Source organism: Pseudomonas sp. EL_65y_Pfl2_R95 (genome assembly GCF_963971045.1).
Classification (GTDB): domain Bacteria; phylum Pseudomonadota; class Gammaproteobacteria; order Pseudomonadales; family Pseudomonadaceae; genus Aquipseudomonas.
Genome location: NZ_CAXAOV010000001.1, coordinates 787,479 through 812,055, shown reverse-complemented (window position 1 = coordinate 812,055; position 24,577 = coordinate 787,479). Strand labels below are relative to the sequence as shown.

Below are 24,577 nucleotides of genomic sequence, written 5' to 3'. Positions count from 1 at the left end.
CTGTCCAGCCTACTTCTTGTGAATGTTTTTCGGCAACTGAACGGTTTGGGTTTCCGAGTAAATCTCGTGCCAGGTCCGGTGCTTTTTATCTATCAGCACCCAGAAGAAACCCAAGCCCAGGCACAACCACGAGGCGATCGAAACCATAAAGCGCAGCAGTGATTGCCACAGGCTAATCGCTGAGCCGTCGGCGTTCTGTGCGCGAACGCCCCACACCTGCATGCCCAGTGTCTGGCCGTTGTAGGTCCAGAACTTGCTGAAAAAGCCGAACAGGCACATAAACAAGAGGGTGGAGAGTATTGGGTCACCATCGAGGGCGCCGGAATCTGACATTTGCTTGAGTTGATCGGCACCGTAAAAGCCCATCAGAATCAGCTTGTAGATAAATGTCACCACAATCAGCAGGGCAGTGCAGAGTAGAAAGTCATAAAACATGGCGGCAAAGCGGCGTGGCAGCCCTGCTGATGGAAAGTCGCCCTGAGGGCGGAGTTGAGGTTTTTGCATGGTGATCCGCACGTCTGTATCGCTTTAGGGGGCCTCGGAAAAACTACTGCGCTATCTTTTCAGCGTTTGCTTTCCATAAAAAAACCCCTGATGTTGCCATCAGGGGTTCTTCAAAGCAGCAAGATTATTCCTGGACTTGAACCTGGTCAGCTTGCATGCCTTTTTGACCTTGTACAGCTACGAAGCTGACTTTCTGGCCTTCTTTCAGGCTCTTGAAGCCATTACCTTCGATAGCGCGGAAATGTACGAACAGATCCGGACCGCTTTCTGGAGTGATAAAACCAAAACCTTTCTCGTCGTTAAACCACTTGACGGTACCGTTCTGACGATTCGACATGTCTTATTCCTTGAAACTTAAAGTTGATGACAGCCTCCTCATAATAGAAGGACTGAGACTGGTTGCAAGGAGAATTATCTGTCGGGAGGGATGTAGCGGATCGTTAAGGATCTACTGCATCAGGCCACGATAGACTGCGACCCATGCAAACACAGTCAAATAACTCTACGCTAACTACATGACAAATGCCAACCCCTTGCGCCACCCAAGGATTCTGCGGGGTTAAGCTCAGTCTGGGGGGCTAATTGCAGGGGCCTTGAAACGCTTAACAGGTGAGTGTTTATGCAGTGGGTCGCCCTGGCATTCCAATGTGTTATTAAATGCCAGAGCGCCTAACTTACTAACCTTGTTGCAGGCCTTCTTCTAGTAACCAGCGCGCCGCCTCGCGGGCTTGGGCCTTATATTGCAATTCCAGTTCGCTGAAGTTCTTCTCATGCTGACGGCGGCTGGTTTTATCCAACGCTTTCCAATCGGCGTGAGTCGGTACGTGCGCGGTGGCTTCATACAGATGATGAAATACCAGGCAGTGCGAGCTTTGACTAAGACTAATGTCGAAGTTGTCGAGCAGCACCTTAATGCGGATTGCGCCTTCAATAAGTGGCAATTGACCCTCAAGCAAGCTGCTGGCGAGGATCTTCAGGTCTTCGCCCAGACGCTTCTGTTGTTCATTGGCCGCAGTGCGCTGCTGGCGTTGCATTGACCAGATCTTGCGCCACAGCGAAAGGGCATAAAGGCCAAGCGCAATGACCAAGACTGCGGCAATGCAGATCAGGAGCACCGTTAAACTGCTCATGGCTTAATTACGCGCCGTGGCATTTCTTGAATTTCTTCAGGCTGCCGCAGGGGCAAGGATCATTGCGACCCACATCTTTGAGCTGGTTGCGAACTGGCTCTTGATGGTTGCAATGCGGGCCATGGACGTGGCCCTGATGATGATCATGATCATGGTCATGATCGTGGTCGCAATCAGGGCCGTGTACGTGAGGTTGCTGGGTCATACGAAACTACTCCGGGATGAAATCTCCGGGGATTATCTCGCCATTTCGCATCATGTGCACGCTGCGACCGAATAACATTCCAGTTTTAACTTCACCTTCGAGGCGATAGCGGATGGTTTCGTCGGGATGTTCAAGCATTTTTACGATCTGGCGCACATGCCGCCATAGATTGGTGCGCACTGGAATCTCAAAATCGTGCTCGCCATTGGCCGGTACGGTAAACCAGACATCTGACTCGCCTTCGGCGAGTTTCATATCATTGAGGAACACCACGTAATCGATGCCACGCACCGGCAAGCTGACGTCGTTGGGGTTTTTGATGTGAAAACGAAGCCTGAATTGCTGTTCAAGCAATTTTGCTTTGACCACCTCAACCTTGACCAGACGTATATCGGGGTCTTTAAAGTCGCCAGTCAGCCATGTAGAACAACCGTTCAAAGTGCTGATAAGGCCAAAAATTAAAAATAGGCTGAACGTTCTTATAATAGGTGCCTGATAAGCCATTTTGTACTCCGTAGGACGCCCAGTGTAACAAGCAACCGCTTGGGTGCAAGCTGCATAAGGTTAAAAACCTGCGGCATTCTGAGTCAAAATTAAGACGGCTATGTTACCGCTTAATGAGCTAAGGCAATTACCCTCAGGCGCCGCAGGGGCGTTCAACTATTTGCTCGGTTCATTAAAGCTGTCGGCATTAAACAGCGTTTCCAGCTCTATTCTGGCTTCACGCGCCGTTTGCATCACGGCTTCGCGGTTACCTTGCACCCGGTATTGAGCCTCAAGTACTTGCTCGTCGTGGTGTTGGAAGCGACTGATCAGGCTGTCTGCCAGATCGCCTTCAATTCCCAGTCCGAGCAGGGTCAGGCGGCTCATTTCGAGGCTGGAGTGGAAGGTTTCCCGAACCGGTTTAGCCCCTGCATCCAGCAGGCGGTACACCTGGCTTCGACTGCGTGCTCGGGCAATGATTTTGACCTTGGGAAAAAGCCGGTGTACCAACTCGACGGCTTTGAAATTGCTGTCTGGGTCGTCCATGGCGGCAATAAAGTATTCGGCCTGTTCGATTTGTGCCGCCCGCAAAATTTCCGGCCGCAGTGGGTCGCCGTAGAAAATAGGCATGTTCCCACCCAGGCTGCGCGATAACTCGATGGTTTCAACCGAGGTGTCCAGGCCAATAAAGGTAATGTGCTGCGCGCGCAGGATGCGTGCGACGATCTGGCCCATACGGCCAAAGCCGGCAATCACAACACGTGGCGCATCGATGTCGATGTCCATGTTTTTGTATTCATCCGGGACGATTTTTTCGACGGGTTTCTCTCTGAGCATGCGCACCGCAAGGATGATCATCAGCGGTGTCAGCGCCATCGACAGAGTGATGGTCAGAATAAGCAGGTCGTATAGGCCGGGCCCAAACAAGCCTTGTTCACGCGCCATTTTGAAGACGACAAAGGCGAACTCGCCGCCAGCTGCCAATACAATGGCCAGGCGCAATGCGCTCTGTTTATTGAGCCCGCCAATCACTTTGCCGACCAGCAGCAGTACCGGCATTTTCAGTGCGATCAGCAGTAGCGTCAGGCCGATAACCGTCAGTGGCTGGGTGACCAGCAAGCTGATATCGGCTGACATGCCAACGCTGATAAAGAACAAGCCAAGCAACAGGCCTTTGAATGGCTCTATCTGCGATTCGAGCTCGTGCCGGTATTCTGAGTCAGCCAGCAACAAGCCAGCGAGGAAGGCGCCGAGCGCCATTGATATACCGGCGAGCTCCATCAGCCACGCCGTGCCAATAACCACCAGCAGCGCTGTTGCCGTCGATACTTCCTTTAGATTGGCTTTGGCTACGGCGCGAAAAATAGGTCGCAGCAGATAGCGACCGCCGACAATCACCAAGCCAATGCTGCCGACGATTTTAAGTAGTTGGGTGAAGTCGTTGCCGCTGGTGGAGTTGACTCCGCTGAGCAGCGGCACCATGGCGATCAAAGGGATTGCGGCGATATCTTGGAACAGCAAAATCGCGAATGCCAGTCGGCCGTGGGGGGACGTCAGGTCTTTGCGCTCGGCCAGTATCTGCAGGCCAAACGCGGTGGATGACAGCGCCAGGCCCAGGCCGAGTACCACCGAGGTTTTCAGCGGTTGGGCAAATACCTGCCACGCCACGGTGCCGATGACGACCCCGGTCAGCACTACTTGGGCCATGCCCGCACCGAATACTGCTTTGCGCATCACCCAGAGTCGGCGCGGCGACAGCTCAAGGCCAATAATAAACAGCAGCAGGACGACGCCAAGTTCTGAAATGTGGCTCACGCTTTCCGGGTTGGTGATCCAGCCCATCATTGCCGGACCAATCAGTACCCCTGCGACGAGGTAGCCAAGCACTGCGCCCAGTTGTAAGCGTTTAGCCAGCGGTACGACCAGTACCGCTGCAAGCAGGAATACAACAATTACCTGCAATGCACTGCCTTGGTGGGGCATATCCGTGTCCTTGAATAAATTGGGTGGTCGGTAATTACAGCACGCAGTCGCTGCCGGGTAAGGATTTCAGAGCGCGATGGTTGTATAGCTTAATTGCGCGATGCAGAGCACAGTCCCGGCGTCCTGTTGTTCAATTTCGTATGGGGGCAGGCCTTGGGGCTACTTATCCATAGCTTAAGCAACTAGGATAAAGTCATGGGCCAGTAAAGGGATAGCACCGGCTGCTAAACCCTTGGCAGACCAGGCGCAGTAACCAGGGCAAACTCGCCTCGATAACCATATAAACAGCTGATCGCTTGCTGATCGATAACGGCAAGCGCAGATTAGGGATGTGATATGAGCCGTTATGAAGTCGTTTTCTCAGGGCAACTGGTGCTTGGCGCTGATATGACCTTGGTTCAGGCCAATCTAGGGCGCTTATTCCAGGCGGACCCTCAACGTATTGCGCTGATGTTCTCGGGGCGCCGTCTGGTCATCAAAAATAACCTTGATGAGGCCAGTGCGGAAAAGTACCGGACCACATTGGAGCGTGCAGGTGCAGTGGTTGAAATTATCGCAATGCCTGAAGAAATCGAGGAGATAGAGCTGGGTCCTGCTCCAGAAGCGGCTGAGCCTGCGATCGGTTCGCCTGAAAAGACCTACTCATCAAGTCGAGTGCTACCCCGTGATGAATACATGGCAGCATTCAGTGATGTCGAGGCCCCCGACTATGAGATCGCCCCCTTAGGTGACGACTTGCAAGACCGCAAACCTGAGCCGCAAGCGCCGCAGGTTGACCTTTCGCAGTTCACTCTGGCACCTGCTGGCAGCGATATGGGGCAAGCCAAAGCCGCGCCTGCGGGCCCTGCACCAGATGTCTCGCATATCAAGTTGCAGGACTGATCGATGCGCGGCGAGCTGTGCCGGATATTCAGACGCGCAATCCACTAGAAAAAAACGGCGCAACACTTCTTGAATTTTTGCCCGCTTAAGCAGGGGCACGCATCGTTGCGGCCAATTTTCATTGGCACTGTTGGGTCAATAAAGTACCAGTGGCCATTGTTTTGCACGAAAGCAGAGCGCTCGCGATGACTGTGTTCACCACTTTCGTCATGCCAGCGCGCCGTAAAGGTGACAAAGGCATGCTCAGGTTTGCCGCCCAGTACTTCGGCGCTTTCTACCTCCAGGCCCAGCCAGGTGCTTTGCAAGCTCCATGCACTTATGGCCTCGCGGTTCAGTTGTTGGCGCTGAGCGGGCAGGGTTGTGTCCAGCAGGTAATCAATAAGCCCCATGGCGTATGCGCTGTAGCGGGATCGCATTAGGGTTTCGGCGCTCGGTGCCGGGGTGCCTGCGTGATAGCGGCCGCAGCATTCACTCAGCAGGTTGGCGCTGCCGCAGGGGCAGCTTGAGTCGCTTGATGAAGTCGTCATGGCGTCTGTTACCACCAGTATTTGCCGAAGTTTTCCGGATTTGCCCAGAATTTTGCATTGAGCCAGTCAGGGACTTGCTTGTATTCAAGTAGATCATAAGTAAACAGGCTGAGCTTTTGCTCCCCCCGTACGAAGCGTTCACTGGCTTGCAGGGCCAGGGAGAACATGTCGGTTTCTTGCCAGTGGCTGGCGGCGAGGTCGACCAACACTACAATGCGGCTGGTATTGAGATTGCGAATGCCGCCGAGCAACTGCAGGCCAGCACTTTTCGGTAAGTGTTCCAGGCAATCGACAACCAGCGCCAAGTCATAGCGCTGCGCGGCCAGGTCATCGGGAAGTGGGCCGGCTTTTGCATGGGAGACCTGGCAGTCTGGGTGTGCCTGGTTGAAAGCAGCTAATGCCGGTAACTCATTGGCGCCAACCAGCAGGAGTCGCTTCGGCGCATAACGCTCTAGAAGCGCCGCTACTGCTTGCAGTGGCGTGCGCGAAGAAATGCATTCACTCATCAATATTCCTCATACGGGTAGACAAAGACTAACCTGCATGACAAAGATGGCCTATAACTGTTTGTTCTTCACATCGTTGCAAATCAACTCTGGCGGAATTTAGAAGTGCCGTCTTTAATCCATAAGTATCGGTTTGGAGCCGATTATTAACCGGAGACGTATATATGAGCATCACTAGCAAAGCGGTACCCTTGGTTTTGGCATCCACCTTCCTGACTGGCTGTGCTGGCATTCAGAAAAGTGATTGGCCTACTTGTGCAGTAGTCGGCGGCATCGGCGGTGCTGGTTTGGGCGCAATTGAAAGCTCTGCCTGGGCTGGCGGTGGTGCAGCAGTTGGTGCTGGTTTGGCAGCAGCGTACTGCTGGGTTCATGGTGCTTCACCTGAGCCAGTGGTAGAAGAAGTCGTAGTTGTTGAAGAACCTGAACCAGTAGCTGAGGCTGTTCGTGTTGAGTTGGACGTTAAGTTCGATTTCGACAAGGACAACGTCAAGGAAAGCAGCTACAGCGACATCCAGAACCTGGCTGATTTCATGAAGCAGTTCCCGCAAACCACCACAGTGGTTGAAGGTCATACTGACTCCGTGGGTACAGATGCCTATAACCAATCGCTGTCTGAGCGTCGTGCTAATTCGGTACGTAACGTTCTGGTTGATCAATACGGTGTTGAAAGTGGTCGTGTCAACTCGGTTGGTTACGGTGAAAGCCGTCCGGTCGCTGACAACGCAACCGCTGAAGGCCGTGCGGTTAACCGTCGCGTAGAAGCTGCAGTAGAAGCTCAGCCTTAATCTGCCGCATTCAAGTTTCCCCCGTCAGGTCTTTACGGCCTGCCGGGGGCAGGCTTGACCCGCTTCTCGCATGACTCGTCACATGGCGTGCCGGTCTGGTTCGGTGACGCTTAAATCTGTGCATCGCTGCGGACAATCGTCTCAGCGTTCTTATCGACATATTTGTTGAGTCAGTCCACGCTTTGCCACCGTGACCGGTGAGTAACCTTGTGCTGTGGCCGAGTTTATTTGCGCCGAGCATTTCATCGCCGTGAGAAAGCCGTTAATGTGCGGCAAAACAAAAACTGCTGGGGGCGGTGATGAAACTGATTTTGGGTGTGGGCGCGCTGCTTACACTGGTGTTTTGGGGCGTGGTTGTTGGCAACCTTGTGCAACCCTATGCGCAACCTTTTTCGATGTTATTGAATCTCGCTGGGGCTGTGGTCCTGGCGGCGCACATCGTTGAGCTGTGGTATTTCAAATCGGCGCTGCAACAATCGTCAACGCCGAGGCTGAGCCGGATTAAAGTGTTGGTGTTGGGCGTGTTCCATGCCTATAGCCTGGCGCGCGATGTCAGCGTGACTGTCGTGCCGGAGATCTCGGTTGCTGACACCGTTGAACAAACGCAACCACAAGCAGCCAATAACGGCGAACCAGAAGGTGATAGCCATCTGCAGCTGCACATGCAATTTGAGCCAATGGCGGAGTCCCAACATGCGTAATGTGCTTATCACTGCAGCCTTTGCAGCCTTGTTCAGCCCGATGTTGGTGGCCCAGGGGCTGATCAAAGTTGAACCCAATAGCATGATGCGCCTTCCTGGCAACACCAGCGTGTTGTTGATTGAGCGTCTGGAGGTGGCCGATCACGGTACTTTGCTGGTGCCTGCCGGATTGACTGAAATTCGCGTGGCCTCGATTCATCTCGGCCCAGACGCGCGAATTGCCATCGCCCCAAGCGAGCGTTCTTTTCGCCTCGAAGTGGCGACCGGTGAAATTGCCAGTGGTGCGCAGGTTACGGCGCGCGGAGCGCCAGGGACCTTTGAGCACCCAGCGGTTGCAGGGCGCACATTGGTCGTTCGCCTTGAAAACGTGACCACTGAATCCCTGCTGATTGATGTGCGTGGCGGTAAAGGCACCCCTGGCTATGTCGGCTTGATGGGGGCTAATGGCAAAGCGGGCGGCTGCCTGTGGGGGCAGTCCAGTAAAGGGCTTGATGGCTACGATGGCGGTGATGGTCACGCAGGTGCATCAGGTGGTCATTTGCGTCTGGAAGTGCCGCAGGCATTCCCGACTGAGCGCTTGACTGTTCGCACCGAAGGCGGTGAAGGCGGTATGGCCGGAGCTGCCGGTGTCGGCGGAACTGGCGGCGCGAGCAAAGGCTGCTGGATCTATGATACAGCCGGCGCGCGCAATGGGCGTCCGGGGCAGGCCGGTCAAACCGGTGCCATGGGTGCACCGGGCTCAGCGGATATCATCACGTTCTAACTCGTCAGTCCGCCACAGCGCCCAAACAAAACCGGAAATTTTTCCGGTTTTGTTGATTTAGGGGCCAGGCGGACTAGTGCGGCGGTGGCCTGTTCCAGGCCCTAAAAGCTTGGGCGTAGCGCAGCCAGGGCCACGACTGCCAAGCCGATAATCAAGTTGATACCGACCAGGCGCCGGATCTTGCCGAGCACCGTGCCACCGACGGGCCATTGTTGCTGCTCGATGGCGCGACGCAGTTCGGGCAGTTGCAAGGCTTGAATACGCAAGAACAGCGCGAGCATGACGATATAAAGTCCCATCATCACATGCACGTATTTCGGCGCGGCCTCAAAACCTGCGAAGCGTATGTGCAGCATGCCCATGCCACTGATGGGTAAGATCAACACCGCCAACCAGACCCAGCGGAAGAAACGCTGAAAGACATCGGCCCAGAGTTGCAAGCGAGCTGGGGCCTCGAGTGTTTTGACGGCCGCTGGGCGTAAGATCATCCAGGCGAAGAACATGCCGCCTACCCAAATCAGGGCAGCCAGTACATGTAAGGCGTAGGGCAGGGCGTAAAGCGTCATATAAGCTCCGGCTTTTATAGGTATCGGTCGAGAATAAGCTGATTGGCATGCACAGGGTTCTGCGCAGAATGGCTTAGCGCGTTATGATAGCGGCCGTTTGCAAACACTGAAAATTTATCCAGGGATCCTTTGAAAAAGGTAGCGAGCGCCGAGAGAACAAGGCGAAAAGATGCGAAAAAGCACAGTTTAGGTGTTCTAAATGAGCATTTTGAGCAATTTTTCAACGCAGTAACCTCCAGCGCAGTAGTTTTTCAGAGGTTCCCCAGCCTTTTGCGCCCATATTCCCATGCTTAGTAACGAACTTAAGACTCAAATTCAGGGCGCCTATACCCGATTTCTTGAAGCCAAAAGCCTCAAGCCACGTTATGGCCAGCGCCTGATGATCGCCGAAATCGCCAAGGTCCTTGGCGTGATCAAGACCGATGGCGAAGGAAAACGCAGCAGTGATGCCGCAGTGGTCGCGGTCGAAGCAGGCACAGGTACAGGTAAAACCGTGGCCTATTGCATGGCTGCGATCCCGACTGCCAAGGCGGCGGGTAAGCGTTTGGTCATCGCCACGGCAACGGTCGCGCTGCAAGAGCAGATTGTCTACAAGGACTTGCCTGATCTGATGCGTAACAGCGGCTTGAATTTCAGCTTTGCGCTGGCCAAGGGTCGTGGCCGTTATCTGTGTTTGTCCAAACTGGATATGTTGCTGCAAGAGGGCCATGCACAGACAGCCACTGCCCAACTGTTCGAGGAAGAAGGCTTCAAGATTGATGTCGACGAACAGAGCCAGAAGCTGTTCACCTCGATGATTGAGAAGCTCGCCGGGAACAAATGGGACGGTGACCGTGACAGCTGGCCGCAAGAGCTTGAAGATGCCGACTGGGCGCGCCTGACCACCGATCACAGTCAGTGCACCAGTCGCCACTGCCCCAACTTTCAGCAGTGCGCCTTTTATAAGGCCCGCGAGGGCATGGGCAAGGTGGATGTCATCGTCACCAACCATGACATGGTACTGGCTGATTTGGCCTTGGGCGGCGGCGCGGTCCTGCCGGATCCTCGCGAAACCCTGTATGTGTTTGACGAAGGTCACCACCTGCCCGACAAAGCCATTGGTCACTTTGCCCACTTCACGCGCCTGCGTTCGACCGCAGACTGGCTGGAGCAGGTGGCCAAGAATCTGACCAAGTTACTCGCGCAAAATCCTTTGCCGGGCGACCTAGGCCGTTTGATCGAGCAGGTCCCCGAGTTGGCGCGAGAGATCAAGACTCAGCAGCAGTTTATGTTCAATGCCTGTGAGCAGGTGGCTGATTTCAAGCCGGGCGAAGACATGGAGGGCCGTGAACGCCCGCGTCACCGCTTCGTTGGCGGCGTGGTGCCCGAGCACCTGACTGAGCTGGGTGTCGAGCTGAAAAAAGGGTTTTCGAAACTCACCGATCTGTTTACTGGCGTCACCGAGCACCTTAAAGAAGCCATGGATGGTGAGGCCACTATCGGTATCGCCAGCCATCAGGCTGAAGAGTGGTACCCTTTGTTTGGCAGCCTGCTGGCGCGTGCGCAGGGCAACTGGGAACTGTGGTTGGCGTTTACCGCTGAAGACCCGGAAGACAACCCGCCGATGGCGCGTTGGCTGACGTTGGCCGAAAGCGGCGCGATGTTTGATATTGAAGTCAATGCCAGCCCGATCCTGGCGGCCGAGATGTTGCGACGTAACCTGTGGAATGTGGCATATGGCGCGCTGGTTACCTCGGCGACGCTGACCGCTCTGGGTACTTTCGACCGTTATCGGATGCGTGCGGGTCTACCCAAGGTCGCTGTCACCGCGGTGGTGCCGAGTCCGTTTCATCATGCCGATGCTGGCGTGCTCAAGGTTCCTGATTTAAAGGCTGATCCTCGCGATGCAACGGCGCACACTGAGGCGATCATTCGAGAGTTGCCACGGCTGGTAGAAGGCTCGAAAGGCACGCTGGTGCTGTTTTCGTCGCGCAAGCAAATGCAGGCGGTATTCGATGGGCTTGAGCGCGACTGGCGCAAGCGAGTTTTCATTCAAGGTAATTTGTCCAAGCAGGAAACCTTAAACAAGCACAAAGCCCGTGTTGATAGCGGTGAAGAGAGTGTTTTATTTGGTTTGGCGAGTTTTGCCGAGGGTGTCGACTTGCCCGGCGCTTATTGCGAGCACGTGGTCATCGCAAAAATTCCTTTTGCAGTGCCTGACGATCCTGTAGAAGCTGCTCTGGCTGAGTGGATTGAGGCGCGCGGCGGTAATCCATTTATGGAAATTGCCGTGCCTGATGCTTCACTAAGGTTGGTTCAGGCCTGTGGGCGGCTGCTTCGTACAGAAGAGGACCGGGGGATTATCACCTTGCTCGATCGCCGGGTCGTCACGCAGCGCTACGGCAAAGCAATTCTTAATGCGTTGCCGCCGTTTCGGCGCGAAATAAGTTAAGTCAAAAAAACTCGGGTGAATATTCGCTCATCAAGTTGTCCATTGGTGGGACGTTTTAGAGAGGCTGTAAATGAAGCACCGTCAATTGCTATTAGCTGTTGCCTTATTCACCTGCTCAAAAGCCTATGCGGCGCTTGAGGGGCAGCAAACATTGCTTAATTTTATCAGCCCGACTGATGTGGTCAAAGTCACCACCAAGGACGCGAGCTTTCCTCAGCTTACCGCTGAAGAAACGCCCGGGGGCGAGATCCTGCGCCGGTTTGTGTTCAACAGTGCGCAGCAACCTCGTCTTGAACTGACGCCCAATACTGGCGCATGGGATTGGTCTGATGATTCGCAGGTGACCCTGTATCTGCAAAACGCCATGGGTTGGGCACTCACCCTGAACGTACGAATTGAAAGCACTGACGGCAAGGTTTTGAACACCCGCGTTGCTTTGCCTGCTGGGCCGGGGCAAACCTTGATTGTGCCGCTCAAAGCCACCTCGGCCAATGCTCACGGCATGCGTGCTGCACCGCCGATGCCCTGGAAATATGACGGTAAGCCGGTGTTGCTCGCGACTCAGGTCGAGGGCGAACTAGACACGCAGAACGTCAGCCGTGTGACCCTGTCACTGACCAATCCAGATGTACCTCAAAGCATATTGCTGGGACGTTTTGGGGTCAACAAAGGCGCCCCAATTGAGGCGGCGGCCTATGACTCAATCGTTGATCAGTTCGGCCAGTTCACGCGCGGTAAATGGCCAGAAAAAGTTAACAGCAACGAAGAACTGAAAAGTGCGGCCAAGCAAGAGCAGGCGCAATTGGCCAAGTGGCTGACTGAACGTCCCAAGCTGGATCAGTACGGCGGTGTGCTCGGTGGGCCAACCCTTGAGGCCACGGGGTTTTTCCGCACGCAAAAAGTCGGCAAGCGCTGGATCATGGTCACCCCGGAGGGTAATCCGTTTTTCTCCCTTGGGGTCAATGCGGTGGATGCTGGCCAAAGCCAAACCTATGTCGAAGGCCGCGAGTCAATGTTCACGGACCTGCCTGATGCGGCAGGACCTCTGGCTGCGCATTACGGCAAGGGCAACAACCACAGCGACAATGGTTCGGGGAAAGGCCGTGGTTTCGACAAGGGCAAGTGGTTCGATTTCTACAAGGCCAACTTGCAACGCACCTATGCCGATGATGCCTGCATGCAGCCGGCCGCGCCCGCGACTGGAACTGCCAGTGTTGCAACTGCTTCGCCGCCAGCCGTGGACACCGGCACAACGCCTGCGGCGGGCAAGGGGGTTGATGACTCGGCCACCGCTGCCCCTGCAGTTGATTGCAGCAACGCCACATTCGATGCCAAGCGCTGGACTGAACTGGCATTGACGCGCTTGCAGGCGTGGGGCTTTAACACCATCGGTAATTGGAGCTCAGATACCTTGGGCGCAGCCCATCGCGTGCCTTATACCTTGCCGCTGTCGATCAGTGGCGATTACCAGACCATCAGCACCGGGCTTGATTGGTGGGGCGGTATGCCTGATCCCTTTGACCCGCGCTTTGCCATGGCCACTGAGCGTGCCGTCGCAATCGCTGCGCGGGATCATCGGAACGACCCTTGGCTGATCGGCTATTTCGCCGATAACGAATTGGCCTGGGCACATCCTGATCCGGGCCCCCATGGGCGTTATGCGCTAGCTTTTGGCACGCTGCGCTCGACTACGGATGTACCTGCCAAGCGAGCATTTCTTAAAATGCTGCGTGACAAATACCGTAATCAGCAGGGCCTGTCGAAAGCCTGGGGCATTGACCTGCCCGCTTGGGAGTTGATGGAAGACCCGGGGTTTGAAGCGCCGCTGCCGAATGAGAAATACCCGGCAATCGAGCAGGATTATCAAGCTTTTCAACGCAAGTTTGCTGATACATATTTCAAGACCATTGATGATGCGTTGCAATGGCACGCACCGAATCAGCTGTTGTTGGGCGGTCGCTTTGCGATTAGCACACCAGAAGCGGTTGCTTCCTGTGCGAAGTATTGCGATGTACTGAGTTTCAATTTCTACACCCTGGAACCGCAGCATGGTTACGATTTTGCTGCACTGCGGGCCTTGGACAAGCCGGTGATGATCACCGAGTTTCACTTTGGCTCCCGTGATCGTGGGCCGTTCTGGGGAGGGGTAACCGAGGTCTATTCCGAGAAAGACCGTGGCCCAGCCTATGCGCACTTTATTGAGCGAGCCTTGGCAGAGCCGTCAATTGTCGGCGCGCACTGGTTTCAGTATCTGGATCAGCCGGTGACCGGTCGTTTACTCGACGGCGAAAACGGCCACCTGGGGCTTTTGGGTATTACCGATCGACCCTTCGCAGGCTTTGTTGAGGCCGTACGCAAGACCAATCTCAAGGTGGATAGCCGTTTGCTTGAAACACTTGAAAATGGCCCCGACACCCAGAAAGCTGGCGCAGAATCTGATGCAAAACCCGCGGTGAAGTCGCCGGCAACGCCGCAACCCAAACCCGAAGCTGAGCCGCAAGCAGCGCCAGAATCGAAACCGTGACATTACCGCGATAAGGATAGAGCATGCAGATTCAGGGGTATTTCGACCTCAAGTTTGAAGGCGTCAAGGATGCCTTCGCCGAGCTGTTTGATAATCCCCAGGAACGTGGTGCTGCGCTTTGCGTTCAAGTAGCGGGTGAGACCGTCATCGATATCTGGGCGGGTACGGCGGATAAAGAAGGCTTGGAAGCATGGAGCAGCGACACAATCGTCAATCTGTTTTCGTGTACCAAAACCTTTGCTGCCGTGACAGTGATGCAGTTAGTGGGCGAGGGCAAGCTTGATCTGGATGCCCCCGTGGCGCGCTACTGGCCTGAATTTGGTGCGGCCGGTAAGGATGCAATCACGGTGCGTCATCTGCTGTGCCACCAGGCGGGTTTGCCCGCGCTTCACGCCATGTTGCCGGCTGAGGCACTCTATGACTGGGATGCGATGACCACCGCGCTGGCCGCTGAGCAACCCTGGTGGGCGCTCGGCGAAGGTCACGGCTATGCGCCAATTACTTACGGTTGGTTGGTCGGTGAAGTTGTGCGTCGTGTAGAAGGGCGTGGCCCCGGCGAGTCAATCGCTGCGCGAATTTGCCAGCCATTGGGCCTGGATTTTCATGTGGGCCTGGCAGATGAGGCGTTTCACCGCGTCGCCAATGTCTCGCGTGGCAAAGGTAATATGGGCGACGCAGCGGCGCAGCGTCTGCTCAAGGTTATGATGACCGATGCCACTGCAATGCCGACTCGCTCCTTCACCAACCCGCCCTCGATCATGACCAGCACCAATAAGCCTGAGTGGCGCCGCATGCAACAGCCCGCCGCAAATGGTCATGGCAACGCCCGTAGCCTTGCCGGTTTCTACAATGGTTTGCTCGACGGTCGCCTGCTCGAAGCCGAGTTGCTGAGCGAGTTAACCCGCGAACATAGCGTGGGTGAAGATAAAACCCTGCTGACACAAACCCGTTTTGGTCTAGGTTGCATGTTAGATCAGCCAGATGTTGCCAATGCGACGTACGGTATGGGGCGTGGGGCATTTGGGCATCCTGGCGCTGGCGGATCCATTGGTTTCGCTGACCCAGAGCGCGATGTTGCGTTCGGCTTTGTGGTGAATAATCTAGGGCCATTCGTCTTAATGGACCCCCGAGCCCAAAAACTTGCAGTGAAGTTGGCTGAATATTTGTAGAAAGCTCAGCTAAACTGTGCCGCAATTCAAAGCATTAGGGGAACGCTGAAAAGTTAGCGAGCCAAGGCAATGCCAGACTTAAAAGGCAAGTCACCGGAACTATTCGGTGTGCGCGATCTGTTTAAGTGCTTTAAAAACGGTTATTGTCCAGCGCAGTAGTTTTTCAGCGTATTCCTAAGTCTTATTTTGACTGTTCTATTAGGTGTGGATAATAAATGCGCTCACATAAGTTCTTAGCAATCGGTTTGGCTGTGCTGGTCTCTGGCTGTTCTAACTTCAAGTTGCCGGAGCAACTCAGCTTCTTGAGCCCAGGCCCCGCTAAAGCAGAAACGCCTGCATTACCTAGCCCTGCAGTGACCAAAGCCTGGTTGGATGAGTACGAGCCTCGTGTCCGTGAAGCGGTCAAGGGCAGCAACTTTGAAGTTGAGCGCCGTGACAACGTACTGGTCGTCACCGCTCCGGTGAAAGCGAACTTCAACCCTGATCGTCCAAGCATGTTGATGCCGATCACCTTGTCTCCCATTAGCAAAGTGGCCAAGTTGCTGGAAAAAGACAAAGACATGGGCATTTTGATTCTGGGCCACACCGATACCACCGGCTCGCTTGACCTGAACCGTGAGTTGAGCCAAAAGCGCGCCCGCGCCTTCGTTGCCATCTTTCAACTCAGCGGCCTGAAGCGTGACCGTCTGCTGGTTAAGGGCATGGGCCCGGATGCACCGCGTGCCGCTAACGACAGCGCGGCGGGTCGTGAGTTGAACCGTCGTGTTGAAATGATCCTCACTTCGCAGAAGACTCTGACCGCACTGCTGGCCACCTACGAGCAGCCGTTACCTGTCGTGGCCAAGACTGAGTCTAAATAAGCGATCCTTGATCCCGTTGCATCGCAGCGGGGCAGCGCCGGTTGTTGCAGATTAAGCCAGCAGCGCGGCGCTCGGGTAAGCTAAGCACTATCCTTCAGGAGGGCTTAGCTAATGACCCAGTCTCTGGCCGATATGCGCCGTGATTACACCCGTGATGGTTTAAGCGAGGCGCAGGCGCCACAGGCGCCTTTTGCGCTCTTCGAACAATGGTTCGAGCAAGCACTCAAGACCGAGCAGTTGCCAGTGGAACCCAACGCCATGACGTTGGCAACGGTTGATGCAAGTGGTCGTCCGCATTGCCGGGTCTTGTTGCTCAAGGGCCTGGATGCCAGCGGCTTTACCTTCTTCAGTAATTACGACAGCGCTAAAGGCGAGCAATTAGCCGCTCGGCCTTTTGCCGCGATGACTTTTTTCTGGCCGGCACTTGAGCGTCAAGTGCGTATTGAAGGGCGCGTTGAACGGGTCACGCCTGCGGAATCCGATGCTTATTTTCAGGTGCGTCCCATGGGCAGCCGTCTGGGTGCCTGGGCCTCGCCGCAAAGCCGGGTGATTGCCGACCGTGCTGAGCTTGAAGGGCTGTTGGCGCACGCCCAGCAACGATTTTCTGATCAGGCACCCGAATGCCCGCCACATTGGGGCGGCTATCGTTTGTTGCCTGAACGTATAGAGTTTTGGCAGGGCCGGGCCAGCCGTTTGCATGATCGCCTGAACTATCGTCTGGTCGATGGCCACTGGCAGCGTGAGCGGCTGGCACCCTGACTGCGCGTGGCAAGTGGTTTTCGCCGTTTTGACTGGCCAGCTTGAACAGGGCAAATAGATTGATACTCGACTCGGCGCTAGCGCAGCATATTGTTGATCGCGCAATGGCAATTCTGCCGCACAACATCAATGTCATGGATGCCCAGGGCATGATCATCGGCAGTGGTGATCCTGCGCGGTTACACACACGCCATGAAGGGGCGCAGTTGGTCTTGGCCAACCGGCGGGTGGTGGAGATCGACGTGCAAGCCGCCGCCTGTCTGCGCGGCGTTCGGCCGGGGGTCAACTTACCGCTGATGCATGCTCAGCAGCTAATCGGTGTTCTGGGAATTACCGGCTCTCCCGAGTTGGTACGGCCTTATGCCGAGTTGGTGCGCATGGCTGCTGAGATGCTGGTTGAGCAGCGCCAGTTGCAGGCTGAGCACAACTGGCAACGCCATCAGTTGGAGGCATGGTTACGCCTGCTGCTCGACCCGGGCCAATCATTGTCCAGCCTTGAGGCAGAGGCAGAGCGTCTGGATTTGCGCCTGAATTGGCCGATGCAAGCCTGCCTGCTGGAGTTGGCCGACGACAGCCAGTCGGCGCCAAGGCAGGCGCGTGTACTGAGTGCGCTGAACAGTAAAAGTGAACACCTCTGTACCTTGTCCAGCGCCCGTGAGCTGTTTTACTGCCGCCCGCTCAGCGCCGGCCGCACTGATAGCGCTTGGCTGAGCTCAGCAGATGAGCGTGATTGGGGGGTGTGCCGGTTACTGGTCAGCGATGCCGCACACTCGCTGGATGACTTGCGCCAGGCCAGTCTGGCGTTGCGCGACCTGCAGCAGTACGCCCGCGCACGTAACCCGCACGAGCGGTTGTTGCGTCTGGAGCAGCACCGTTTACCCACTTTACTCTTCGCCCAGCGTCACAGTTGGCTGTTGCAGGGGTGGTTGGCGCCGCTAAAACAGATGCTTAACCAAGACAGCAATGGTGTGTTGCTTGAAACCTTGCGGGCCTGGTGTGAACACGCGGGCCAAGCGCAGGTCTGCGCCGATGCACTGGGTATCCACCGCAACACCTTGCGTTATCGGCTTGAGCGAATTGCTGAATTAAGCGGCGTTGAGCTGACGCGCCCCGATCAACGACTACAGTTGACACTGGGGCTTGAGTTACTCGGTCCCGAATAGGCAGGCAGATATCGAATTCACCTGCTGTGCGCGTGCACAGTAAGGGTGTGGGTTTGCTTGATGTTTGTAGTGCGCAGGCACAGGGCATCTGCCTATGCGGCTGGGCGACAATAATCGGCTAACCGGCAAGCGCCGGCCATTCCTATAAAAACAAACTGGAGAGTGACATGGTCTTGGTCTTGATACTCATCGCGTTGATTGCATTTATTGTTCTGTCCACCACACGCTTAAAGCTTCACCCATTTCTCGCATTGCTGGCGGCTGCATTGATTGCAGGCTTTGCCTATCAAGTACCAGCGGGCGATATCATCAAAACCATTACCACGGGTTTTGGTGGGATTCTTGGTTACATCGGCATCGTTATTGTTCTTGGCACCATTATCGGGGTAATCCTTGAGCGCAGTGGTGCTGCTATCACCATGGCCGAGTCGGTTATCAAACTGCTTGGCGAGCGTTTCCCGACGCTGACCATGTCGATCATTGGTTACCTGGTTTCAATTCCGGTGTTCTGCGACTCTGGCTACGTCATTCTCAACTCATTGAAGAATGCCTTGGCTGCGCGGATGAAAATTTCGGTGGTTGCGATGAGCGTGGCCTTGGCCACTGGTCTCTATGCCACCCACACCTTTGTGCCGCCAACACCGGGCCCTATTGCAGCTGCCGGTAATCTGGGGCTGGAGTCGTCGCTGGGTCTGGTGATTGCGGTTGGCCTTTTCGTGGCGATGGTGACGGCATTGGCCGGAATGCTCTGGGCAAACCGCTTCATCAAAGAAGATGACGCTGAGCTGCTGGACGACGCGCCAAGTGAGCTGTTGGCTGAGGATGTCGACTTTGATGCACTGAAAGCCCGCTACGGCAAGTTGCCTTCGGCGATGCAGGCGTTCGCGCCGATCTTTCTGCCTATTGCATTGATCTGTCTGGGTTCGATTGCCGCGTTTCCAAGCAAGCCGTTGGGCGAGGGCGCACTCTTCAATGTGTTGAGTTTCCTGGGTCAACCTGTGGCCGCATTGCTGGTGGGCCTGGCCTTGGCCTGTACCCTGCTCAAGGGGGAAAACAAGCGCAAGCAGTTCCATGATCAGGTTGCCGAAGGGCTGGTAGCCGCGGCACCCATTTTGTTGATCACCGGCGCTGGCGGTGCATTCGGCGCTATGCTCAAAGTTACTGAGTTGGGCAGTTATCTGGGCACCAGCCTGTCTGCATTAGGCGTTGGATTGTTTATGCCGTTCCTGGTTTCGGCGGCGCTGAAAACGGCACAAGGCTCTTCGACTGTTGCCTTGGTCACCACCTCGGCGATGGTTGCACCGCTGTTGAGCAGCCTGGGCCTGGACAGTGAAATGGGCCGGGTATTGACGGTGATGGCAATCGGCGCGGGCGCGATGACTGTTTCCCATGCCAATGACAGCTTCTTCTGGGTGGTGAGTCAGTTCAGCCGCATGAAGGTTTCGACTGCTTATCGCGCCCAGACCATGGCGACCCTGATACAGGGCGTCGTTGGCATGATTACCGTTTGGCTGCTGAGCCTGGTGCTGCTGTAACTGACCGCTGCTTGCGGCACCTGCACCTTCCCATGTGCAGGTGCTGGCTTGCCAGATTCCTCTGTCTGAGAGCTGTTTATGAAAGTCGTGATTGCACCAGACTCCTTTAAAGAAAGCCTGACGGCTGCTGAAGTTGCACAAGCGATAGCGCTGGGCTGGGCAGCCGTGTATCCAGAAGCGGAGATGTCCCTCAAACCCATGGCCGACGGTGGCGAAGGGACTGTCGATGCCGTGCTTGCCGCCGCCGGTGGTGAGCGCCGGGAGCTGCAGGTGCAGGGGCCTTTGGGCGATGCAGTCACCGCGCACTGGGGATTGTTGAGTGACAACACCGCAGTGATCGAAATGGCGGCCGCCAGTGGCTTGCATTGGGTGCCCCGTGAGCAGCGTGACGCCACCATTACCAGCAGCTTTGGAACCGGTGAGCTTATACGGGCTGCGCTGGATGCTGGTGCCGGGCGCATTATTCTGGGTTTGGGCGGCAGTGCGACTAATGATTGTGGTGCCGGTCTGATGCAGGCGCTGGGTGTGCGTTTTCTCGATAAAGATGATCGCGAGTTAGCGCCGGGCGGTGCGGCGTTGATCAACCTGGCACAGGTTGATTTGTCTAACCTGGATTCGCGAGTGCTCAATGTTCAGTTCGATATAGCTGCGGACGTCGATAACCCGTTGGTGGGGCCCCGCGGTGCTTCCGCTGTCTTTGGTCCGCAAAAAGGTGCTACGCCTGAGCAGGTGCAGGCTCTCGACGCTGCCTTGCAGCGTATGTCGCGAGTGGTCACTTCAACGCTGGGTGAAGACTTCAGCGAGATTCCCGGTGTGGGAGCCGCTGGAGGCTTGGGGTTTGCAGCCAAAGCTTTCCTCAAGGCTGGATTTCGTCCGGGTGTGGACCTGGTCGCCGAACTCTCCGGCTTGAGGGCAGCGTTGCAAGATGCCGATCTGGTGATTACCGGTGAGGGCAAGCTGGATGCACAGACCCTTCACGGCAAAACGCCCATTGGGGTTGCCCGTTTGGCCAAGGCGGCCGGTGTGCCGGTTGTGGTCTTGGCTGGGAGTCTGGGCGAGGGCTACCAGCGTACTTATGCGGGCGGTATTGATGCGGCATTTAGCCTCACATCGGGGCCGATGAGCTTAGAGCAGGCCTGTACAGATGCTGCCGCTGAACTGCAGGCCAGAACCACCGATATTGCCCGGCTTTGGCAGGTTGCCCAGGCCGCGCGCTGAGCTTTTGTTTGCTGTCGGCAATGAAATTGCCGGCAACGATTGCGTTACCTTTTTCAGCGGAGCCTAAGTTATTGTTGATTAAGGCCGTGACTGCACTCAGCAAGACGCGGTCTAATGCAGTGATACTCACTGGAGGAATTGTTATGCGTAAACCCAATTTGCTCATTGCTTCGTTTGCTGCCTTGGCCCTGATGTTGGGTGGTTGCCAGTCCAGCCTGACCGGTGACAGCTATAGCCGCGATGAGGCTCGTCAAGTGCAAACCGTGCGCCTGGGGACTATCGAATCGCTGCGCCCGGTGAAAATCGAAGGTACCAAGACCCCAATTGGTGCCGGTGCAGGCGCTGTGGTTGGCGGTGTGGCGGGTAGCACAATCGGTGGCGGGCGCGGCAGTGCGGTTGCTGCAGTGATTGGTGCTGTTGCTGGCGGCCTGTTGGGCGCCGTAACCGAAGAAGGCTTTACCCGTACTCAAGGTGTAGAGATCACCGTGCGCGAAGATGACGGCAGCATGCGTGCCTACGTGCAGGCGGTTGAAGAGAACCAGGTGTTCCAGGTAGGGCAGCGTGTACGCATCATGACTGTGAACGGCACAAGCCGCGTAGCACCTTAGCGTTCACATGACGGCGGCAGCCCCGCTGCCCCGTTGCTTTATGTGCGTTGGCTTGTTCCTGGGCCTATGCACATGCCTGATAAAGCATGCAGCCAGACGATTATTGGCTGCATCGCGCAGTGTGTTTAGCCCCTGAAAATGCTGTTGCAACAGCGGTTCGCAGCTTATGTTGGCGCGCCGATCTGTGTGCAATTGCCCGGTTGACAAGGCTGTGCTGATGCCCGATTCGCAAGGGTATAAAATGCTGCACGGCTACAATTAAACATGCTCTAGAGTTTTAGTAATAATTCTATTCATGACGCTGGCTCCATAGGCATGGATAATCAGCAAATAGTCGAGCTTCTACAGGCACTTATGATCTGCACTAGGCAGATTGTCCGCCGATGGACGTTTCAGCGGGATGGCGCCAAGCCATCTGGTTGGCCAATGGATGTTTACAAGTCGCGGCGATTGCACCGCGTGCTTGCACAAGGGGTTTGTATATGGTGCTTGCGTTAATTATCGCCTTGCCTTTTTTCGGGGTGATCTTACCGCTAATGGCCGACCGGCTGGGGCGATCGGCATGTGCCGTCGCAGCGGGCATTGCGCCGCTCGCGGCACTGGTTTTGTTGATGTCGCAGCAGGCAACAGTGTTTGCTGGCGACATGGTCAGGGCCCGTGTGCAATGGCTGCCTGAGATAGGACTCAACCTTAGCTTGCGCCTGGACGGCCTTGGTTTTCTATTCGCCATATTGATCCTTGGCATTGGTCTGCTGGTCATTCTGTACGCGCGCTATTACCTCTCAAAGCAAGAGCCGATGGGGCGTTTCTTTGCCTTCTTGCTGTTGTTTATGGGGGCCATGCTTGGTGTGGTGCTCTCAGAAAATCTGCTGCTGATGGTGATGTTCTGGGAACTCACCAGCCTCTCATCCTTTCTCCTGATTGGTTTTTGGAATTCACGTACCGATGCGCGCAAAGGCTCGCGCATGGCGTTGGCCGTCACGGGTGGTGGAGGCTTGGCGTTGCTCGCCGGTGTCCTGTTGCTCGGTCATATTGCGGGTAGTTTCGAGCTTTCGCAGGTGCTGGCCGCAGGCTACGCGATACGTGCCCACGCCTTGTACCCGGTGGTTCTGGTCTTGGTGCTGCTGGGCGTTTTCACCAAGTCGGCGCAGTTCCCCTTCCATTTCTGGTTGCCCCATGCGATGGCGGCGCCAACCCCAGTCTCGGCCTACCTGCACTCGGCGACCATGGTTAAGGCCGGGGTTTTCCTGCTAGCGCGGCTGTACCCGGCATTGGCGGGCACTGATCTATGGTTCTACATCGTCAGCCTTACGGGGCTTGCGACCATGTTGATTGGCGCATGCATGGCGCTGTTCCAGCATGACCTCAAAGGATTGCTGGCTTACTCGACTATCAGCCACCTCGGCTTGATCACCTTGCTGTTTGGCTTGAACACCGAGCTGGGTGCGGTTGCCGCTATCTTCCATATTATTAACCACGCCACATTCAAAGCCTCGCTGTTTATGGCCGCGGGGATTATCGATCACGAAACTGGCAGTCGCGACATGCGGCGCATTAACGGTATGTGGAAATACATGCCGCACACGGCGATGTTGGCCATGGTTGCCGCGCTGGCAATGGCCGGTGTGCCGCTGCTCAATGGCTTCCTCAGTAAAGAAATGTTTTTCAGCGAGACCCTTAATCAGCACATGCTCGGCAGCTTTGACTGGGCAATTCCTGCGATTGCGACGCTGGCGGGTGGCTTCTCGGTGGCTTACTCGCTGCGTTTTATCCACGACGTATTCTTTAATGGCGAGCCGATCAATCTGCCGAAGTACCCACCTCATGAACCCCCGCGGTACATGAAGGTGCCGGTGGAAATCCTGGTATTTATTTGCCTGCTTGTGGGCATAGTCCCGGCGTATACCGTTGCTCCCTTACTGGCTGCTGCGGCTTCGTCAAGCTTGGGCGGCGAGTTGCCTGAGTACAGTCTGGCCATCTGGCATGGCCTGAACCTGCCGCTGTTGATGAGTTTTGCCGCGACGGTGGGGGGCGTATTGGTTTATACCTTCCGCCAGCCCTTGTTTCGCTGGTATGCCGGCTTACCGGCTATGGATGCCAAGATGGCGTTCGATCAGGGCATGGTGACATTTGTTGGTTTTTGTCAGCTGGTTACCCGACGCCTCGAGACCGGTTCATTGCAGCACTATTTAGCCCTGTTGCTGGGCTCGGCATTGGTGGTGGTCACGCTTGCGCTGGGGCCGTTGCCGCAAATGCAGGGCCCAGTGGCGTTGACGCCGATTGATGGCATCACCGCACTGGGGCTGGGCATCATGGCGCTGGCGGGGCTGATTACCGTGATATTCCACCGCCAGCGCCTGGTTTCGCTGTTGATGCTCAGCGTTGTCGGTTTGATGGTTGCTTTGGCGTTTGCCCGTTACTCCGCCCCCGATCTGGCACTGACTCAGCTCTCGGTTGAGGTGGTGACTATCGTGCTGCTAATGCTGGCGCTGTTCTTCTTGCCTGCGCAGACCCGAATGGAATCGAGCAGCATGCGCGCCTTGCGCGACTTCATTCTGGCCATCGGTTGTGGCGTGATGATCGCCATGCTGGCGTTTGCAGTCTTGACCCGGCCTTATGAAACCATTTCGGGCTTCTTCCTTGCCAATAGCGTCAGTGGCGGTGGCGGTCATAACGTGGTCAATGTGATTCTGGTCGACTTCCGTGGCTTTGACACCATGGGTGAAGTGACCGTGCTGGCGATTGCCGGTGTCGGCATTTATGCGATGCTTGATGGCCTGCGTCTGATTCAACCGCAGGCGGACGCTGAAGGCCGCAGTTGGGCGCGTGAACGCCATCCACTCATCCTCGCAACCCTGTCACGGGTATTGCTGCCGATGGCGCTGTTGATCTCGGTGTTTATCTTCTTGCGTGGCCACAACTTGCCGGGTGGCGGTTTTATCGCGGGCCTGATCACCTCTGTCGCGCTAATTCTGCAATACGTCGCCAGTGGCGTGCAGTGGACACAATCCCGATTGCCGCTCAACTATCACCGCATGGCAGGTGCCGGTGTCTTGATCGCAGGGCTGACCGGCCTTGGCAGTTGGTTGTTTGACCGACCCTTTTTGACATCGGCCTTTGGCCACTTCGAGATCCCGTTGATTGGTGAGATCGAACTGGCAACCGCTATTTTGTTTGATCTGGGTGTGTACCTGACAGTCGTCGGGGCAACGCTGCTGATTCTTGCGAACTTGGGAAAGTTGACCCAAGAAAAGCCCGGACAAGAGGTTCTCTGA

Annotated in this window: 22 protein-coding genes and 1 pseudogene; 14 read left to right on the top strand and 9 right to left on the bottom strand. The window is 55.8% G+C overall.

Annotated elements, in window-relative coordinates:
* Window positions 1-9 precede the first annotated feature (9 nt).
* The 6 genes from AACY09_RS03870 to AACY09_RS03845 form a co-directional block, all read right to left on the bottom strand.
* Window positions 10-504, bottom strand: coding sequence for an RDD family protein (locus AACY09_RS03870; protein WP_339486161.1), 495 nt, complete (start codon window positions 502-504; stop codon window positions 10-12).
* A 124-nt stretch (window positions 505-628) separates the two neighbouring features.
* Window positions 629-841: a cold-shock protein gene (locus AACY09_RS03865; RefSeq protein WP_010486675.1), complete on the bottom strand. Its 213-nt coding sequence runs from the start codon at window positions 839-841 to the stop codon at window positions 629-631.
* Between the two features lie 340 nt (window positions 842-1,181).
* Window positions 1,182-1,634 (bottom strand): DUF2489 domain-containing protein, encoded by a 453-nt coding sequence (locus AACY09_RS03860; protein WP_339486160.1) that lies wholly within the window; start codon window positions 1,632-1,634, stop codon window positions 1,182-1,184.
* A 7-nt stretch (window positions 1,635-1,641) separates the two neighbouring features.
* Complete coding sequence (locus tag AACY09_RS03855) at window positions 1,642-1,839, bottom strand: SEC-C metal-binding domain-containing protein (RefSeq protein ID WP_339486159.1); 198 nt, start codon at window positions 1,837-1,839, stop codon at window positions 1,642-1,644.
* 6 nt (window positions 1,840-1,845) lie between these two features.
* A complete protein-coding gene (locus tag AACY09_RS03850; RefSeq protein ID WP_339486158.1) occupies window positions 1,846-2,343 on the bottom strand; it encodes an LEA type 2 family protein in 498 nt (165 codons plus the stop codon).
* Window positions 2,344-2,499: 156 nt separating this feature from the next.
* Window positions 2,500-4,305, bottom strand: a complete 1,806-nt coding sequence (locus AACY09_RS03845; RefSeq protein WP_339486157.1) for a monovalent cation:proton antiporter-2 (CPA2) family protein — start codon at window positions 4,303-4,305, stop codon at window positions 2,500-2,502.
* Window positions 4,306-4,641: 336 nt separating this feature from the next.
* Between AACY09_RS03845 and AACY09_RS03840 the strand changes: the two genes are divergently transcribed.
* Window positions 4,642-5,187 (top strand): hypothetical protein, encoded by a 546-nt coding sequence (locus AACY09_RS03840; RefSeq protein WP_339486156.1) that lies wholly within the window; start codon window positions 4,642-4,644, stop codon window positions 5,185-5,187.
* A gap of 44 nt (window positions 5,188-5,231) precedes the next feature.
* Here the strand turns inward: AACY09_RS03840 and AACY09_RS03835 are convergent, their stop codons facing one another.
* Both AACY09_RS03835 and AACY09_RS03830 read right to left on the bottom strand, forming a co-directional pair.
* Window positions 5,232-5,714 carry a YchJ family protein gene (locus AACY09_RS03835; protein ID WP_339486154.1) on the bottom strand — a complete coding sequence of 161 codons (483 nt, stop codon included), beginning with the start codon at window positions 5,712-5,714 and terminating at the stop codon, window positions 5,232-5,234.
* Between the two features lie 8 nt (window positions 5,715-5,722).
* The gene (locus AACY09_RS03830) at window positions 5,723-6,220 is read right to left on the bottom strand and encodes a DUF6231 family protein (protein ID WP_339486153.1); all 498 of its coding nucleotides are present in this window, start codon (window positions 6,218-6,220) and stop codon (window positions 5,723-5,725) included.
* Window positions 6,221-6,648: 428 nt separating this feature from the next.
* Between AACY09_RS03830 and AACY09_RS03825 the strand changes: the two are divergent.
* The 3 genes and pseudogenes from AACY09_RS03825 to AACY09_RS03815 form a co-directional block, all read left to right on the top strand.
* Window positions 6,649-7,005: pseudogene (locus tag AACY09_RS03825) on the top strand (OmpA family protein); the annotation flags it as partial.
* A 299-nt stretch (window positions 7,006-7,304) separates the two neighbouring features.
* Window positions 7,305-7,706: a DUF1145 domain-containing protein gene (locus AACY09_RS03820; RefSeq protein ID WP_339486152.1), complete on the top strand. Its 402-nt coding sequence runs from the start codon at window positions 7,305-7,307 to the stop codon at window positions 7,704-7,706.
* On the top strand, window positions 7,699-8,469 hold the full coding sequence (locus tag AACY09_RS03815; RefSeq protein ID WP_339486151.1) for a collagen-like protein: 771 nt from the start codon (window positions 7,699-7,701) through the stop codon (window positions 8,467-8,469). The genes AACY09_RS03820 and AACY09_RS03815 overlap by 8 nt, the downstream gene beginning before the upstream one ends.
* Before the next feature lie 101 nt (window positions 8,470-8,570).
* Here the strand turns inward: AACY09_RS03815 and AACY09_RS03810 are convergent, their stop codons facing one another.
* On the bottom strand, window positions 8,571-9,035 hold the full coding sequence (locus AACY09_RS03810) for a CopD family protein (protein ID WP_339486150.1): 465 nt from the start codon (window positions 9,033-9,035) through the stop codon (window positions 8,571-8,573).
* A gap of 286 nt (window positions 9,036-9,321) precedes the next feature.
* Between AACY09_RS03810 and dinG the strand changes: the two genes are divergently transcribed.
* The 10 genes from dinG (at window position 9,322) to AACY09_RS03760 (ending at window position 24,577) form a co-directional block, all read left to right on the top strand.
* The gene (dinG, locus tag AACY09_RS03805) at window positions 9,322-11,466 is read left to right on the top strand and encodes an ATP-dependent DNA helicase DinG (RefSeq protein WP_339486149.1); all 2,145 of its coding nucleotides are present in this window, start codon (window positions 9,322-9,324) and stop codon (window positions 11,464-11,466) included.
* 70 nt (window positions 11,467-11,536) lie between these two features.
* Entirely contained in the window at window positions 11,537-13,990 is a 2,454-nt protein-coding gene (locus AACY09_RS03800) for a beta-galactosidase (RefSeq protein ID WP_339486148.1), read from the top strand.
* A gap of 23 nt (window positions 13,991-14,013) precedes the next feature.
* Window positions 14,014-15,159, top strand: a complete 1,146-nt coding sequence (locus AACY09_RS03795; protein WP_339486147.1) for a serine hydrolase domain-containing protein — start codon at window positions 14,014-14,016, stop codon at window positions 15,157-15,159.
* A gap of 215 nt (window positions 15,160-15,374) precedes the next feature.
* Entirely contained in the window at window positions 15,375-16,019 is a 645-nt protein-coding gene (locus tag AACY09_RS03790) for an OmpA family protein (protein WP_339486146.1), read from the top strand.
* A 111-nt stretch (window positions 16,020-16,130) separates the two neighbouring features.
* Window positions 16,131-16,778, top strand: coding sequence for a pyridoxamine 5'-phosphate oxidase (gene pdxH / locus AACY09_RS03785; RefSeq protein ID WP_339486145.1), 648 nt, complete (start codon window positions 16,131-16,133; stop codon window positions 16,776-16,778).
* A gap of 41 nt (window positions 16,779-16,819) precedes the next feature.
* On the top strand, window positions 16,820-17,941 hold the full coding sequence (locus tag AACY09_RS03780; protein ID WP_445323766.1) for a CdaR family transcriptional regulator: 1,122 nt from the start codon (window positions 16,820-16,822) through the stop codon (window positions 17,939-17,941).
* A 167-nt stretch (window positions 17,942-18,108) separates the two neighbouring features.
* Complete coding sequence (locus AACY09_RS03775) at window positions 18,109-19,476, top strand: GntP family permease (RefSeq protein ID WP_339486144.1); 1,368 nt, start codon at window positions 18,109-18,111, stop codon at window positions 19,474-19,476.
* 78 nt (window positions 19,477-19,554) lie between these two features.
* Window positions 19,555-20,694, top strand: a complete 1,140-nt coding sequence (locus tag AACY09_RS03770) for a glycerate kinase (protein ID WP_339486143.1) — start codon at window positions 19,555-19,557, stop codon at window positions 20,692-20,694.
* Window positions 20,695-20,837: 143 nt separating this feature from the next.
* Entirely contained in the window at window positions 20,838-21,302 is a 465-nt protein-coding gene (locus AACY09_RS03765) for an outer membrane lipoprotein (RefSeq protein WP_339486142.1), read from the top strand.
* A gap of 482 nt (window positions 21,303-21,784) precedes the next feature.
* On the top strand, window positions 21,785-24,577 hold the full coding sequence (locus tag AACY09_RS03760) for a monovalent cation/H+ antiporter subunit A (protein ID WP_339486141.1): 2,793 nt from the start codon (window positions 21,785-21,787) through the stop codon (window positions 24,575-24,577).

Excerpts from the sequence above, each read along its gene's own strand:
- AACY09_RS03850 (WP_339486158.1), bottom strand. The coding sequence starts at position 2,343 with ATGGCTTATCAGGCACCTATTATAAGAACGTTCAGCCTATTTTTAATT.
- AACY09_RS03855 (WP_339486159.1), bottom strand. The coding sequence starts at position 1,839 with ATGACCCAGCAACCTCACGTACACGGCCCTGATTGCGACCACGATCAT.
- AACY09_RS03775 (WP_339486144.1), top strand. The coding sequence starts at position 18,109 with ATGGTCTTGGTCTTGATACTCATCGCGTTGATTGCATTTATTGTTCTG.
- AACY09_RS03870 (WP_339486161.1), bottom strand. The coding sequence starts at position 504 with ATGCAAAAACCTCAACTCCGCCCTCAGGGCGACTTTCCATCAGCAGGG.
- AACY09_RS03760 (WP_339486141.1), top strand. The coding sequence starts at position 21,785 with ATGGTGCTTGCGTTAATTATCGCCTTGCCTTTTTTCGGGGTGATCTTA.
- AACY09_RS03765 (WP_339486142.1), top strand. The coding sequence starts at position 20,838 with ATGCGTAAACCCAATTTGCTCATTGCTTCGTTTGCTGCCTTGGCCCTG.
- AACY09_RS03860 (WP_339486160.1), bottom strand. The coding sequence starts at position 1,634 with ATGAGCAGTTTAACGGTGCTCCTGATCTGCATTGCCGCAGTCTTGGTC.
- AACY09_RS03795 (WP_339486147.1), top strand. The coding sequence starts at position 14,014 with ATGCAGATTCAGGGGTATTTCGACCTCAAGTTTGAAGGCGTCAAGGAT.
- AACY09_RS03810 (WP_339486150.1), bottom strand. The coding sequence starts at position 9,035 with ATGACGCTTTACGCCCTGCCCTACGCCTTACATGTACTGGCTGCCCTG.
- AACY09_RS03820 (WP_339486152.1), top strand. The coding sequence starts at position 7,305 with ATGAAACTGATTTTGGGTGTGGGCGCGCTGCTTACACTGGTGTTTTGG.
- AACY09_RS03840 (WP_339486156.1), top strand. The coding sequence starts at position 4,642 with ATGAGCCGTTATGAAGTCGTTTTCTCAGGGCAACTGGTGCTTGGCGCT.
- AACY09_RS03865 (WP_010486675.1), bottom strand. The coding sequence starts at position 841 with ATGTCGAATCGTCAGAACGGTACCGTCAAGTGGTTTAACGACGAGAAA.
- AACY09_RS03830 (WP_339486153.1), bottom strand. The coding sequence starts at position 6,220 with ATGAGTGAATGCATTTCTTCGCGCACGCCACTGCAAGCAGTAGCGGCG.
- AACY09_RS03800 (WP_339486148.1), top strand. The coding sequence starts at position 11,537 with ATGAAGCACCGTCAATTGCTATTAGCTGTTGCCTTATTCACCTGCTCA.
- AACY09_RS03770 (WP_339486143.1), top strand. The coding sequence starts at position 19,555 with ATGAAAGTCGTGATTGCACCAGACTCCTTTAAAGAAAGCCTGACGGCT.
- AACY09_RS03790 (WP_339486146.1), top strand. The coding sequence starts at position 15,375 with ATGCGCTCACATAAGTTCTTAGCAATCGGTTTGGCTGTGCTGGTCTCT.
- dinG (WP_339486149.1), top strand. The coding sequence starts at position 9,322 with ATGCTTAGTAACGAACTTAAGACTCAAATTCAGGGCGCCTATACCCGA.
- AACY09_RS03845 (WP_339486157.1), bottom strand. The coding sequence starts at position 4,305 with ATGCCCCACCAAGGCAGTGCATTGCAGGTAATTGTTGTATTCCTGCTT.
- AACY09_RS03815 (WP_339486151.1), top strand. The coding sequence starts at position 7,699 with ATGCGTAATGTGCTTATCACTGCAGCCTTTGCAGCCTTGTTCAGCCCG.
- AACY09_RS03835 (WP_339486154.1), bottom strand. The coding sequence starts at position 5,714 with ATGACGACTTCATCAAGCGACTCAAGCTGCCCCTGCGGCAGCGCCAAC.
- pdxH (WP_339486145.1), top strand. The coding sequence starts at position 16,131 with ATGACCCAGTCTCTGGCCGATATGCGCCGTGATTACACCCGTGATGGT.